The organism is Nakamurella multipartita DSM 44233 (genome assembly GCF_000024365.1).
Lineage (GTDB): Bacteria > Actinomycetota > Actinomycetes > Mycobacteriales > Nakamurellaceae > Nakamurella > Nakamurella multipartita.
Map to the genome: position 1 here is coordinate 1,572,338 of NC_013235.1, position 14,454 is coordinate 1,586,791.

Annotated in this window: 9 protein-coding genes; 4 read left to right on the plus strand and 5 right to left on the minus strand. The window is 72.3% G+C overall.

Annotation, left to right across the window (positions count from 1 at the left end):
• Positions 1–61: 61 nt before the first annotated feature.
• Together NAMU_RS07110 and NAMU_RS07115 are read left to right on the plus strand one after the other, a co-directional pair.
• Entirely contained in the window at positions 62–823 is a 762-nt protein-coding gene (locus NAMU_RS07110; protein WP_015746732.1) for a potassium channel family protein, read from the plus strand.
• A gap of 67 nt (positions 824–890) precedes the next feature.
• Positions 891–2,291 carry a xylulokinase gene (locus NAMU_RS07115; RefSeq protein WP_015746733.1) on the plus strand — a complete coding sequence of 467 codons (1,401 nt, stop codon included), beginning with the start codon at positions 891–893 and terminating at the stop codon, positions 2,289–2,291.
• Here the strand turns inward: NAMU_RS07115 and NAMU_RS07120 are convergent.
• Entirely contained in the window at positions 2,285–2,899 is a 615-nt protein-coding gene (locus NAMU_RS07120) for a TetR/AcrR family transcriptional regulator (protein ID WP_015746734.1), read from the minus strand. The genes NAMU_RS07115 and NAMU_RS07120 overlap by 7 nt on opposite strands.
• A gap of 95 nt (positions 2,900–2,994) precedes the next feature.
• Between NAMU_RS07120 and NAMU_RS07125 the strand changes: the two genes are divergently transcribed.
• Positions 2,995–4,014: a hypothetical protein gene (locus tag NAMU_RS07125; RefSeq protein ID WP_015746735.1), complete on the plus strand. Its 1,020-nt coding sequence runs from the start codon at positions 2,995–2,997 to the stop codon at positions 4,012–4,014.
• A gap of 176 nt (positions 4,015–4,190) precedes the next feature.
• On the opposite strand, the gene NAMU_RS07130 is transcribed toward NAMU_RS07125, so the two are convergent.
• Both NAMU_RS07130 and NAMU_RS31375 read right to left on the minus strand, forming a co-directional pair.
• Positions 4,191–8,132 (minus strand): multifunctional oxoglutarate decarboxylase/oxoglutarate dehydrogenase thiamine pyrophosphate-binding subunit/dihydrolipoyllysine-residue succinyltransferase subunit, encoded by a 3,942-nt coding sequence (locus NAMU_RS07130; protein WP_015746736.1) that lies wholly within the window; start codon positions 8,130–8,132, stop codon positions 4,191–4,193.
• Positions 8,133–8,223: 91 nt separating this feature from the next.
• On the minus strand, positions 8,224–12,045 hold the full coding sequence (locus tag NAMU_RS31375; protein WP_281023798.1) for an ABC transporter ATP-binding protein: 3,822 nt from the start codon (positions 12,043–12,045) through the stop codon (positions 8,224–8,226).
• A gap of 70 nt (positions 12,046–12,115) precedes the next feature.
• Here NAMU_RS31375 and NAMU_RS07140 point away from each other — a divergent pair, with 70 nt between their 5' ends.
• A complete protein-coding gene (locus NAMU_RS07140; RefSeq protein ID WP_052307840.1) occupies positions 12,116–13,228 on the plus strand; it encodes a lysylphosphatidylglycerol synthase transmembrane domain-containing protein in 1,113 nt (370 codons plus the stop codon).
• On the opposite strand, the gene NAMU_RS07145 is transcribed toward NAMU_RS07140, so the two are convergent.
• Together NAMU_RS07145 and NAMU_RS07150 are read right to left on the minus strand one after the other, a co-directional pair.
• The gene (locus NAMU_RS07145; RefSeq protein ID WP_015746739.1) at positions 13,172–13,606 is read right to left on the minus strand and encodes an NADAR family protein; all 435 of its coding nucleotides are present in this window, start codon (positions 13,604–13,606) and stop codon (positions 13,172–13,174) included. The two genes, NAMU_RS07140 and NAMU_RS07145, sit on opposite strands and share 57 nt — an antisense overlap.
• Positions 13,606–14,433 (minus strand): PIG-L family deacetylase, encoded by an 828-nt coding sequence (locus tag NAMU_RS07150; protein WP_015746740.1) that lies wholly within the window; start codon positions 14,431–14,433, stop codon positions 13,606–13,608. The genes NAMU_RS07145 and NAMU_RS07150 overlap by 1 nt, the downstream gene beginning before the upstream one ends.
• Between the last annotated feature and the right edge of the window lie 21 nt (positions 14,434–14,454).

Here is a 14,454-nt window from a genome sequence, read left to right on the forward strand (position 1 = left end):
CGACGCCCGGTCCGACCGTGGGAGATCATCGTTCCCGGTACGGCGACCGGGAGGCCAGGGGATGACCAGATATGAGAAGTGGGAGGCGGCCACCACGCGGCCGCTGGACATCCTCGGGCTGCTGTTCCTGATCGATTTCCTGGCCGGCCGGCTGATCCCCGGCGGCCCGCAGTGGTGGCAGCTCTCGCTGACCGTCATCTCGGTGCTGGTCTGGGTGGCGTTCGTCATCGACTACGTGGTGCGCCTGGTGCTGACCGAGCACCGGTGGGACTTCGTCCGCAGCCATCCGCTCGACCTGGTGATGGTGCTGGTGCCCATGCTGCGGGTGCTGCGCGCCATCCTGCTGATCCGCCGGTCGTTCCGGAACATTTCGACCGAACGCATCGCCGGCTCGTTGCTCATCATCGTGGCGATCGTGGTGGCGGTCGGCGCCCTGCTGGAGTACGCGGTGGAGCACGATGCGCCCGGTGCGAACATCACCACGGTCGGCATCTCGTTCTGGTGGGCGATCGTCACCACCACGACCGTCGGCTACGGGGACACCTATCCGGTGACGTCCATCGGCCGGCTGATCGCCTCGGTGATCATGCTCGTCGGCATCGGCCTGATCGGTACCGTGTCGGCCACCGTCGCCTCGTGGTTCGTCAAGCACAAGCCCGGCCGGCCGCACGGCGAGGACAAGACCGCCGGGCCCGCCGACCCGGGTGAACCGGGTGACCTGGGCCAGGCGATCGCCGCGCTGACCGAGCAGGTGCGGGCGCTGTCCGCGCAGCAGGCGGAGATCCAACGCTCGATCGAGAAGCTGACCGCCCCGCCCCGCTGATCACCCTTGACGGTCACCGGTGGCCGCGATAAGTTGTGTCTCCAAACAAATTGAGATCGGAGTGCCCATGCCGCTGGTCGCCGGGGTCGATTCCTCGACTCAGAGCTGCAAGGTCGTCATCGTCGACGCCGACAGCGGAGCGCTGGTCCGGTCCGGTCGGGCGACGCATCCGGACGGCACCGCCGTCCCCCCGGCGGCCTGGTGGGACGCGCTGCAGACGGCGATCGCCGGGGCCGGGGGACTGGACGACGTCGCCGCCATCTCGGTGGCCGGCCAGCAGCACGGCATGGTCGCGCTGGACGAGCAGGGCAACGTCATCCGGGACGCCTTGCTCTGGAACGACACCCGCAGCGCCGGGGCGGCCCGCCAGCTGATCGAGGAGGTCGGCGCGGCGGAATACGTCCGTCGCACCGGGGTCGTGCCGGTCGCCTCCTTCACCGCGACCAAGCTGCGCTGGCTGCGCGACGCCGAACCCGACAACGCCGCCCGAGTCGCCGCGGTGGCCCTGCCCCACGACTGGCTGACCTGGCGGCTGCGGGGTTTCGGACCGGCCGGGCAGAGCCCGCTGGGGCCCGACCTCGCCGAGTTGACCACCGATCGCTCCGATGCCAGTGGCACCGCGTACTTCTCGCCCACCACCGGCGACTACGACCGCGAGCTGCTGGTGCGGGCGCTGGGCCATGACGCGGTGCTGCCGCGGGTGCTGGGCCCGGGCGAGGCGGCCGGCCAGGTGGGGTCGCTGATCGTCGGACCCGGGGCCGGGGACAACGCCGGCGCCGCGCTGGGTCTGGGCGCGGCCGAGGGCGACTGCGTGGTCTCCATCGGGACCAGCGGCACCGTCTTCGCGGTCACCCCGGAGCCGGTCCGCGACGCGACCGGCACGGTGGCCGGGTTCGCCGACGCCAGCGGCGTGTTCCTGCCGCTGGTCGCCACCCTCAACGCCGCCCGGGTGCTGGACGCGATCGCCGGCCTGCTCGGGGTCGACCACGCCGGCCTGGCCGAGCTGGCCGCCCAGTCGCAGCCGGGCGCGCACGGGGCGGTGCTGGTGCCCTACTTCGAGGGCGAGCGCACGCCCAACCTGCCCGACGCCACGGCCGGCCTGACCGGGCTGACCCTGGCCTCCACCACCCGGCCGCATCTGGCCCGGGCCGCGGTGGAGGGGATGTTGTGCGGGCTGGCCGACGGTCTGGATGCGGTGATCGCGCAGGGCGTGCAGCCACGCCGGCTGCTGCTGATCGGCGGCGCCGCGCTCAACCCCGCGGTGCAGACCACCGCGGCCCAGCTGTTCGGGGTGCCGGTGCACGTGCCGACGCCCGGCGAGTACGTCGCGATGGGCGGCGCGGTCCAGGCCGGCTGGGTGCTCGCCGGTCGACGGCCGGCCTGGGTGGTGGACACCGCGGCGGAACTGGCCGCGGATCCGCAGCCGGTGATCCGGGAGCAGTACGCGCGGGCGCGGTCCGCCTACTGAGGGCCGGGCCGTTCGACCGCCTCGACCAGGGCGCGAACGGCGGCCCGGTACTGCTCGAACGGGGGCTGCCCGTCGATCGCCTGCTGCATCACCATGCCCTGCACCACCGACATCATCACCGGCGCCAGGGCTTCGGGCGCGAGCGCCAGCGAGTTCCCCGCGTCCAGCCAGCGGTGCATCGCCTGGCCCAGCACGGTGCGCAGTTCGTCCAACAGCGTGCGAGCGACCTCGTTCACCGTCGGGTGCCGGGACGCCTCGGCCCAGACGGTGAGCAGGAGTGAGAACAGATCCCCGGGGGCGGCGGCCCGGGCGATGACCGGTTGCTCGGCGAGGAAGTCGATCAGATCGGACGGGCTCGGCGGCGGGTCCTGCGCGACGTAGGCGCTGAGCCGGTGCTCGATGCCGCCGAACACCTCGCCGGCGACCGCGACGATGATCTCCTCCTTCGAACGGAAGTAGAGGTAGACGGCGCCCGCGGACAGGCCGGCCTCGCCGATCACGTCGGCCATCGACGTGGCGTGAAAGCCCTTGCGGGCGAAACACACCCACGCGGCCTGCAGGATCTGGTCGCGGCGGGCGGCGCGATGCGCATCGGTGACTTTGGGCATGCCTCCAATATAAACCGAATAATCGTTCTTGACGAAGGGATGGATCGGGCTTACCGTCATCTCAAGAAAAACGAACGATCCTTCGGAGGTGCGACATGACCCATCAGCCATTGCCGTGGCGGGCCGAGACCCGGCACGCCATCGGCCTCGTCGCGGCGGTGACGGCGGGATTGACGCTGGTCCTGGCGTTGTTCGTGGGGGTGGCGCTGAACAGCGGGCCGAACGGCGTGCGGCTGGCCGTGGCCGGGCCGCCGGCCGCCACCCAGCAGATCGCCGCCGAGCTCGCGACGACCGCCGGGCCCGACGCGTTCGAGGTCGCCGCGGTGGCGGACGCGGCGCAGGCGCAGTCCGCGCTGCGGGGGCGGGAGGCGGACGGCGCGATCGTGCTCGGCCCGGACGGGCCGACGGTGCTTCTCGCCAGCGCCGGCTCGCCGGCCATCGCCCAGTTGTTGACCACCGCTGCGGGCCACCTCAGCGCCGACGGGGCCACCGCGGCGCCGCCCGTGGTCGACGTGGTGCCGCTGTCCCCGGACGACAGCCATGGCGCCGGTCTGCCCGCCGGATCGTTGCCGATGGTGCTGGCCGGCCTTGCGTTGGGTGCGGCGGCCGCACTGAGCCTGCGGCACCGGTGGGTGGTGGTCGGTGCGGTCGCCGGCGGCGCGGTGGCCATCGGCCTGGCGTTCGCCGGGGTGCTCGCCTGGCTCGGCGTGACCGATGGGGCCTACCTGGCGGTGTCGTCGGCGATCGCGCTGACCGTCGCCGCGTCGGCGCTGGTGGTGGCGGGGTCGACCCGGCTGCTCGGGCCCGCCGGCCTCGCCGTCGGCGCGCTGCTGCTGATGATCGTCGGCAACCCGCTGTCCGGCATCGCGTCCTCCCCCCGGCTGCTGCCCGGACCGTGGGGTGAGTTCGGTCAGTGGTTGCCGACCGGCGCCGGCGGCACCCTGCTGCGGACCGTCGCGTACTTCCCGGACGCGGCGATCGGCTTCCCGGTCTGGGTCTTGCTGGCCTGGGCAGCGCTGGGGTTGGCGGGGGTGCTGCTCGGCCGGCGGGCGCCGCACGCCGCCGCGCCGGCGCCGACACCGGCAGCGCGCGGCGCCGTCGAGCCGGTGAGCTGAGCTCGTCCGGCGCTGCTACTGGGAGACGCGGAGCCGACGCCCACCGTTCGCGGTGGGCGTCGCTTCCGTGCTGGCGATGGCCCTGCTGCGCGCGGGCTCGCCCGGCCCGAGGGCACGGCGCTGCTTCTGGTGCGCGATGGCACCGGGGCGCCGCAGGTCTGCCAGCTCCCCGGGTGCTACCGCGCGAACGCGGCCGCGATCACCGCCTGCTGCTCGACCTCGTGCACCTTGGCCGACCCGGCCGACGGGGCGGCCATCGCCCGGCGGGACACCCGCTGCAGGCCGGTCAAGCGGGGCAGCATCTCCGGCAGGGACAGCGCCAGGAACGTCCACGCCCCCTGATTGGCCGGCTCCTCCTGCACCCAGCGGAAGTCCATCACGTTCGGGTAGGACTCCAGCACGTGCAGCAGCTTGCGCCGTGGCACCGGGTAGATCTGCTCCAGCCGCACGATCGCGGTGTCGGTGATGTCGTGCTTGCGGCGGTAGGCGTCCAGCTCGTAGTACAGCTTGCCGCTGGTCAGCAGCACCTTCTTCACGTGCAGCGGGGCGATCGAGGAGTCCGCGATGACCGACTCGAACTTGCCGTGGGTGAAGTCCTTGACCTCCGAGACCGCGGCCTTGTTGCGCAGCATCGACTTGGGGGTGAACACGACCATCGGCCGGTGCACGCCGTCCAGCACGTGCCGGCGCAGCAGGTGGAAGTAGTTGGCCGGGGTGGAGGGCACCGCGATCGTCATCGAGCCTTCCGCACACAGCTGCAGGAAACGCTCGATCCGGCCGGAGGTGTGGTCCGGGCCCTGGCCCTCGTGCGCGTGCGGCAGCAGCAGCACGACGCCGGACTGCTGGCCCCACTTGGCCTCGCCGGAGGACATGTACTCGTCGATGACCGACTGGGCGCCGTTGACGAAGTCGCCGAACTGCGCCTCCCACAGCACCAGCGCGTCCCGGTTGGCCACCGAGTAGCCGTACTCGAACCCGAGGGCGGCGTACTCGGACAGGGCCGAGTCGTAGATGAGCACCCGGCCCTGTTCGTCGGACAGATGCTGCAGCGGCAGGTACTCGGCCCCGGTGCTCTTGTCGATCAACGCCGAGTGCCGCTGCACGAAGGTGCCGCGGCGGGTGTCCTGGCCGGACATCCGGACCAGCCGGCCCTCCATCGCGATCGAGCCGAGGGCCAGCAGCTCGCCGAAGGCCCAGTCGATGCCGCCCTCGCGGGCCATCTCGGCCCGGCGCTGCAGCACCTGCTTGACCCGCGGGTGCGGGGTGAAGCCCTCGGGGTAGTCCAGGGCCACGTCGGCGATGCGCTCCATCACCTGCTGGCTGATCTTGGTCTCCACCCGCGGCGGGATCGGCTGCTCGGCCTCCACCGACGGCGACGGCGCGACGACGGCCCGCTCCAGTTCGCGGACCTCGTTGAACACCCGCTCCAGCTGGGTGTGGTAATCGCGCAGGGCCTCTTCGGCGTCCTCGGGGGTGATGTCGCCGCGGCCGATCAGCGCCTCGGTGTAGATCCGGCGCACCGACCGCTTGCCGTCGATGATCTGGTACATCAGCGGGTTGGTCATCGACGGGTCGTCGCCCTCGTTGTGACCGCGGCGGCGGTAGCAGACCATGTCGATGACGACGTCCCGGCCGAAGGTCTGCCGGTATTCCACGGCGAGCCGGGCCACCCAGACGGCGGCCTCCGGGTCGTCGCCGTTCACGTGGAAGATCGGCGCCTGGATCATCTTGGCCACGTCGGTGCAGTACTCGCTGGACCGGGAGGACTCCGGGGCGGTGGTGAAGCCGACCTGGTTGTTGATGATCACGTGCATGGTGCCGCCGGTGCGGTACCCGCGCAGCAGCGAGAGGTTCAGCGTCTCGGCCACCACACCCTGGCCGGCGAACGCGGCGTCGCCGTGGATGGCGATCGGCATCACGCTGTAGCCCTCTTCGCCGAGGTTGAGCATGTCCTGCTTGGCCCGGGCCACACCCTCCAGCACCGGGTCGACGACCTCCAGGTGTGAGGGGTTGGCACACAGGGTCACGTCGACCTGGCCCTCGCCGAACGGACGGATGTACTTGCCCTCCGCGCCCAGGTGGTACTTCACGTCACCGGAGCCGTGCGCCTGACCGGGGTCCATGTTGCCCTCGAACTCGCGGAAGATCTGCGAGTAGGGCTTGCCCACGATGTTGGCCAGCACGTTGAGCCGGCCGCGGTGGGCCATGCCGATGACGACCTCGTCCATGCCGTACTCGGCCGACTTGTTCAGCGCGGCGTCCAGCAGCGCGATGACGGTCTCGCCGCCCTCGAGGGAGAACCGCTTCTGGCCGATGTACTTGGTCTGCAGGAAGGTTTCGAACGCCTCGGCGCTGTTCAGCCGGCCCAGGATGTACTTCTGCTCCTCGACCGGGGGCTTTTCGTGCATCACCTCGACCCGCTGCTGGATCCAGCGGCGCTGCACCGGGTCCATGATGTGCATGTATTCGATGCCCACGGTGCGGCAGTAGGAGTTGCGCAGCACCCCCAGCACGTCACGCAGCTTCATGAAGTCGCGGTCGTTGAACCCGCCGACGGCGAATTCGCGGTCCAGGTCCCACAGCGTCAGCCCGTGCGAGAGCACGTCCAGGTCGGGGTGACGGCGCTGCCGGTAGTTCAGCGGATCGGTGTCGGCCATCAGGTGGCCGCGGGTGCGGTAGGCGTCGATGATCTCCAGGACCCGGGCGGTCTTGTCGATCTGGCCGTGCCGGCCGGCGTCCAGGTCCTTGACCCAGCGCACCGGTTCGTAGGGCAGCCGCAGCGAGGCGAAGACGTCGTCGTAGAACTGATCCTCGCCGATCAGCAGCTGGTGGATGCGACGCAGGAATTCGCCGGACTCGGCGCCCTGGATCACCCGGTGGTCGTAGGTCGAGGTCAGCGTGATGATCTTGGACACGCCCAGGTCGGCCAGCATCTGGTCGGCCGCGCCCTGGAAGGCGGCTGGGTACTCCAGCGCGCCGACGCCGATGATCGCGGACTGGCCCTGCATCAATCGGGGCACCGAGTGGTTGGTGCCGATGCCGCCGGGGTTGGTCAGCGAGATGGTGGTGCCCTGGTAGTCCTCCGCGGTGAGCTGGCCCTGCCGGGCCTTGCGGACGACCTGCTCGTAGGCGCTCCAGAACTGAGTGAAGCTCATCGTCTCGGCGCTGCGGATCGGCACCACGACCAGGTTGCGCCCGCCGCCCTTGGCCGGCAGGTCGATGGCCAGGCCTAGGTTGACGTGGCTCGGCGTCACCATCGACGGCTTGCCGTTCACCTCGGCGAAGTGCCGGTTCATGTTCGGGTAGTCGCTGATCGCGCGAACGATCGCGTACCCGATCAGATGGGTGAAGGAGATCTTGCCGCCGCGGTTGCGCTTGAGGAAGTTGTTGATGACGATCCGGTTGTCGGCCATCAGCTTGGCCGGCACGGCCCGCACCGAGGTGGCGGTCGGCACCTCCAGCGAGGTCGTCATGTTCTTGACCACGACCGCGGCCACACCCCGCAGCGGGGTGGTGGTCAGGCCGTCACCCTCGGCGTCGTGCGCCGCCCGGGCCGCCTTGGCCGCGCGGGCCGCGACCATGTCGTCGGGCGTCGCAGTGGTCGCCGGGCGGCGGGTCGGGGCCGTCGGGGCGGCGTCCACGCTCTCCTTGCCGCCGGCCGGGGCGCTCTTGCTGGCCGGGGTGGTCACCACCTGGCTGGTGGCCGGGGCGGAATTCGCCGCCGGGCTCGCGGCGGCCTTCCCGCTGCGGTTCGGCGGGGGCGGGGGCGGCGGAGTCGCGCCGGCGGTCGCGCCGTTCGCCGAGCCGCCCGCGCTCTTCGGGGCCGCCTGGGCAGCGGCCGCCTTGGGCGGCGCCGCGGGCTTGGCGGGCGCCGCGGTCGCGGTGGCCGTCGCCGTGCCCGCTGTCGCATTGGCGGTTGTGGCATTGGCGGTTGTGGCGTTGGCCACGCCGGCGGTGCCGTTGGTGGCGGAGACACCGATCAGCGTGCTCGGCGCCTTGGCGTCGGCGAAGAAATCACGCCAGATCGGGTCCACGCTCTGGGGGTCTGCGAGGAACTGCTGGTACTTCTCCTCGACAAACCAGTCGTTGGGGCCGAATTCTGGCGCTGCTGACGACACGGTCGATGTCCGCCTGTTCTGAAGATGGTGAGCCTGTGTGATCCAGGCTAAACCTGTCGCCTCTTCGGATGCTCGGGTGTGTGACGTGGCGTCACCCACTTGACGGGCTCTGTTCGGCGTACAGGCGGGCGTAGGCCCCGCCGCGCCGCAGGAGTTCGTCGTGCCGCCCGGTCTCCACCACCCGCCCGTGGGCCATCACCACGATGCGATCGGCCCGCGCCGCGGTGGTCAGCCGGTGGGCCACCACCACCGTGGTGCGGCCCCGGGCGAGCCGGTCGGTGGCGGCCAGGACCGCGCTCTCGGCGGCCGGGTCCAGCGCCGCCGTCGCCTCGTCCAGCAGCAGGATCTCGGGATCGACGAGCTCGGCGCGGGCCAGCGAGATCAGCTGCCGTTGCCCTGCGGACAGGTTGCGGCCACGCTCGTCCACCGGATGATGGAACCCGCCGGTGAGCGCGCCGATGGCGGTCAGTGCGCCGACCGACCGGGCGGCCGCCTCGACCTGCGCGTCCGTGGCCTCCGGCCGGCCGTAGGCGATGTTGTCCCGGACGTTGCCGATGAACAGGTGCGGCTCCTGCGGAACGACGCCCAGTCGCCGCCGGTAGCCGCCCAGGTCGAACCGGCGCACGTCGGTGCCGCCGGCGGTGACCGCGCCCGAGGTCGGGTCGTAGAACCGGGCCAGCAGCTTGACCAGGGTCGACTTGCCGGCCCCGGTCGAGCCGACCACGGCAACCGTCTGCCCCGGTACGAAGGTCAGGTCGACCCCGTCCAGGGCCGGGGTGGTGGTGCTCGCATAGCGGAAGCCCATCCGCTCGGTGGCCAGATCACCGAGCCGGTCGGGAAGCGGCTGCGGATGCTCGGCCGCCGCGGTCGAGGTGGGGGTGTCCAGCAGCTCGCCGATGCGCTGCAGGCCGACCTGGGCCTGCTGGTAGGAGTCGAACACCTGGGACAGCTGCTGGATCGGGGTGAAGAAGCTGTCCAGGTAGAGCACGAAGGCGATCAGCGTGCCCACCGTCATGGTCCCGGCGATCACCCGGAGCACCCCGGAGCCCAGGACCGCGGCGGCCGCCAGTTCCGAAAGCAGGGCGACGAAGGGGAAATAGATGGAGATGGCGGTCTGCGCCCGCATCCGGCTGCGCCGGTAGTCGTCGCTGCGCGCGGAAAAGCCCTCGGCGTTGACCTTCTGCCGGCCCAGCGCCTGGGACACCCGCAGCCCGGCGACGTTCTCCTGCAAATCGGCGTTGACGATGCCGACCTTCTCCCGGGCGTCGTGGTACGCGCGGGTGGAGAACCGCCGGAAGATCACCGTGGCCACGGCGACCAGCGGCAGGGCCAGGAACGCGATCAGGGCCAGCCCGACGTCCATCAGCACCAGCACCACGGCGATGCCCAAGAAGGTGGCCAGGGACACGACCGAGGTGACCAGCCCGGTCTGCAGGAAGCTGGACAGCGCGTCGACGTCGGTGGTCATCCGGGTCATGATCCGGCCGGCCAGTTCCCGCTCGTAGTAGTCCAACCCGAGCTTTTGTAGGTGGCCGAACTCGCGCAACCGCAGCCGGTACAGCACGTTCTCGCCGGCCCGGCCGGCGGCCAGTTGCTGCCAGCGCTGGATCAGGTAGTCGGCGCCGACCAGCAGCAGCGCCACGCCGGCCGCCCCCAGCACCACCTGGACCGACCCGTCGGAGACGCCGTGGTCCACGCCGTAACGGATCAGGATCGGCAGCAGCACGCTGGCCGCGGCGTCCGCGGCGACCAGCAGGAACGCCACGATCAGCAGGCCGCGGACCGGCCGCAGCGTCCGGCGCAGGCTGAACGGGCCGGTCTCCGGGGCGACCGGTTGCGGGCGGTCGGTGGCCGGCGGCAACGACGCGACCTGGTTCAGCAGTTCCGCGGTCGGCGGCACCGCCCCGAGCATCCCGGTGAAGCCGCCCCCGGCGGCACCGCCGCCCCGGCCGCCCCCGCCCCGCAGACGGGGTCCGGCGCTCTGGGTGGCTCGCAGGGCCTGTTCGCCGGCCCGGACCAGCTCGGCCTCGGCCTCGGCGGACGCATCGACGGCGGGCCACAGCTCCGGGGTGATCCCGTCGGGGCCGGCCGTCCAGCCGCCGTCCGGCGCTGGGGCGGCATCCCCGGCCAGGTCGCTGCCCAACAGCCGCCGGTAGTCGGCGCAGCGCCCGACCAGTTCGGCGTGGGTGCCCAGGTCGACGACCCGGCCGGCGACGACGACGGCGATCCGGTCGGCCAGGGACAGGGTGGACCGGCGGTGGGCGATCAGAATCGTGGTGCGGTGTTCGGTGACCCGGTGCAGCGTGGCGTGGATCGCCGCCTCGGTGGCCGGATCGACGGCACTGGTGGCGTCGTCGAGCACGAGTACCCGGGGGTCGGTGAGCAGGGCGCGGGCCAGGGCGAGCCGCTGCCGCTGGCCGCCGGACAGGGTCAGCCCGCGTTCGCCGATCACCGTGTCGTACCCGTCGGGCAGGGCCGCGATGAACTCGTCGGCCTCGGCCGCCTGCGCGGCGGCCCGGATGTCGGCGTCGGTGGCGTCCGGCCGGCCGTAGGCGATGTTGGCGGCGATCGTGTTGGAGAACAGGAACGCCTCTTCGAAGACCACCCCGACCGCGGTGCGCAGCTCGGTCAGATCCAGCTCGCGCACGTCGACCCCGCCGACCTCGACGGTGCCGTGTTGCGGGTCGTAGAACCGGGGCAGCAGCAGCGACACGGTCGACTTGCCGGAACCGGACGGCCCGACCAGGGCGACCGTGGCCCCGGCCGGCACCGGCAGGTCGAAGCCGTCCAGCACGGGCTCGGTGGCCTGGTAGCCGAACCGCACGTCGCGCAGATGGACGGCCACCGGTCCGGGCGGCAGCGGGGTGGGCTCGGCCGGTTCGGTGATCTCGGGCAGCGAGTCGACGATCTCCAGCACCCGCTCGACCGAGGCCCGGGCCTGCTGACCCAGCACCAGCAGCATGGTCAGCATCCGGGTGGGGGCGACGAGCTGGGCCAGATAGAGGGTGAAGGCCAGGAAAGTGCCCAGGGTGATGGTCCCGTTCAGCGCCAGGTACCCGCCCAGGGCCAGCACGCCGACCTGGCCCAGGGCGGTCAGGGCCTGCAGCGCGGGGCTGATCGCGGCCGCGCTGCGCACCGCGCGCATCCGGGTCGCGAACAGTGCGCCGGCGCCGGCGGTGAGCCGGGCCAGCTCCCGGTCCTCCTGCCCGAAGGCCTTGACCACGCGGACGCCGGTGACGTCCTCCTCGACGATCTCGGCGACCTCGGCCGCCGACTGCTGGGCCGCCCAGGTGGCCGGGAACAGCTTCGTGCGGGTCAGCCGGGTGACCAGCACGACGGCCGGCACCACTAGCAACGCCATCACGGTCAGCAGCGGGGACAGCACGGCCATGATGACCAGCGAGACGACGAACAGGACCACCTGGCCGGCCGAGAGCGGGATCATGGCCAGCAGCGACTGCACCATCTGCAGGTCGGTGTTGGCCCGGGAGACCACCTGGCCGGTGCGTAGCCGGTCCTGCCCGGAGCCGTCCAGCCCCTGCAATGCGCCGAACACGTCCTGCCGCAGATCGTGCTGCACGTCCAAGGACAGCCGGCCGCCGGCCCAGCGTCGCAGGAACGAGGAGCCGAACCGGATCAGGGCCAGCGCGACCAGCCCGGCGATCACCCAGCCCAGGTTCGCCGTGGTGCCGGCGGTGGCGTCGTCCACCGCGACCTGGGTGAGCAGCGGGGTCAGCGCGCCGAGCCCGACGCCACCGACGGCGGCCAGACCGGCCAGGACCGTGATGACCGGGTGCCGCCAGCAGTAGCCCCACAGCCGCCGCAGCCACCCGCCGGCCGGTTCGCCGCGGTTCGGGGCGCGGACGTCGGTGCGGGCGGCCCCGGAGGGTGCGGTGGTGGTGGTCGGTGGCACAAGCGACACGGTAACCGCGAGCACCGACAACACCGTCGGCCTCAGCCGTCCGGCATGACACCCTGGTCCCGTGGATTCGACCTCGACGGCGCGGCCGCCCTGGTGGCGCCGGGGTGCCATCTGGTGGCGCATCGTCCGTGACGTGGGTTCCCTGGCCCTGGCCGTGGCCCTGCTGGTGTGGGGGCTGCCCCGGATCGCCGGGGTCGGCTGGGCGCAGATCCTGGAGCCGCTGCAGCGACTGCCGGTACCGGCGCTGATCCTGCTGGCCGCGTTGCAGCTGTGCGCGCTGCTGGCCTTCACCTTCACCATCACCGGGGCGCTGCCGGGGATCAGCCACGGCCGGGCGCTGATCGTGAACCTGGCCGGCTCGCTGGTGGCCAACACCCTGCCCTTCGGCGGCGCCCTGGGCGTGGGCGCGACGTACGCGATCTGCCGGTCCTGGGGCTTTGGCCGGTCCGCGATCGGCATCGCGGTGGTCCTCGGCGGCGTCTTCGCCACGGCCGGCAAGGTGCTGCTGCCGCTGGTCGGACTCGGTGCCCTGCTGCTGCAGGGCGGGCACATCAGCCCGGCCCTGCGCGATGCCGCCGTCGTCGGCGTGCTGACCCTGCTCGGTGTGCTGGCCCTGTTCATCGTGGTGATGGTCAGCGACCGGGCCGCCCACGCCGTCGGCCGGTTCATCCAGCGCACCGCGGAGGCGGTGCTGCGGCTGATCCGGCGGCCGGCCCAGCTGGGCTGGGAGCAGGGCATCGCCCGGCTGCGGGCGCAGACCCAGGACGTGATGCGCCGCGGCTGGCTGTCGATGACGTTGGGCACGCTGGGTTACTTCGTCATCTACTTCGTGCTGTTCTGGCTGTGCCTGCACATCTGCGGTCTGGTCATCGGGGTCGGCACCATGCTGGCCGCGTTCGCCCTCGGCCGGCTGCTGACCTCGGTGGCGGTGACGCCGGGTGGGCTGGGTCTGGTCGAGGCCGGCTCGGTCGCGCTGCTGGTGGCGATGGGCGCCGATCCGGCGCTGGCCGCGGCCGGCACCCTGTTGTTCACGATCTTCACCCACGTGCTGGAGATCCCGTTCGGGATCGTGGCCTGGTTGGTGTGGCTGTGGGGTCGCAAGAAGGGCCCGGCCGGGTCAGCTCAGCTCGGCCCGGACCTGCATCAGCAGCAGCCCCAGGCGATTGACCCCTGACCCGTCGCCGCCGTCGCCGCAGTAGTGGTCGTTGACCGTGTGCTCGACCAACTGGGCGTCGGCGGTGTCCAGCAGCAGCGCCCGCAGCTGTTCGTGCTGGGTGAACTTGGCCCGCAACGCGGTCCGCATCACCTCGTCGCGCACCGCGAGCCAGTCCGCGCGCAGCGGTGCCGCGCGGTCACCGCCGAGCTGTTTGGCCCGGTCGGGCGTGGCGGCCAGCCGGATCAGCTCCGCGTGCGGCGTCCCGGGGAACTTGGCCGCCTGGAAGTAGTGCTCGGTGGTCGGCCAGCGCTGCCCGTCGAGGTGGATCGGGGCCGGGTGGAAGTTGGACAGCTCGCCCCAGGGATCGGTGTGCAGGTAGAACTCGATGATCCGCATCAGCGCTCCAGAGTGGCGAACACGTCGTGGTAGCGGTGCCCGGTCGGCGGCAGGCCGGGTTGGCGGTACCACTCCCGGCCGAACACGGCCCCGAACAGCGGCGGCGGCACCTTGGTGAACACGCCCAGGGTGCGGGCACCGGAATCGGCCGTCGCCTGGGAGGCGTGCGCGCGCATCGACGCCCGCCGGGCCCTGGCCTGGGCGCGGACGTCGATGCGGTGCGTGATGTCGGCGGCGGCGCTATAGGCCTGGGCCCACGGCGTCAGGTCGACCCGGCGACCGGCTGGCAGCAGCCGGTTCACCCGGCCGGCCCAGCTCAGCAGCCGGTCCCGCGGCACGGTCGCCTCCAGCAGCACCGGGGTGCCGGCCAGCTTCGCCGCGGCGGCGGCGATGTGGTGCACGGCGACGTGGTCGGGGTGGCCGTAACCGCCGTTGACGTCGTACCCGGTGACCAGGTCCGCGCCCTCCTCGGTCAGGATGCCGGCCAGGGTGGCGGCGACCGCGGCGACGTCGGCGTCGGCCAGCCGGGGCAGCCGGTCGGCCGGGGGCGGGGGCGACGGGGCGGTGGCCAGACCCGAGTCGGCGTAGCCCAGCACCTCGACCCGGCTCACCCCGAGCGCTCGCGCCGAGGCCTGCAGTTCGGCCCGGCGGCGCCCGCCGAGCCCGCCGTCGGCGCGCAGTTGGCCGGCGGCCAGCCCGGCCTCGCCGGCGGTGGCCACCACCAGCACCACCCGGTCACCGGCGGCGGCCAGGGTGGCCATGGTGCCCGAGGTCAGCAGCGCCTCGTCGTCGGGATGGGCGTGGAAGAAGACGGCACAGCGGCGCACCGGTCTAGTCTGACCCAGTCG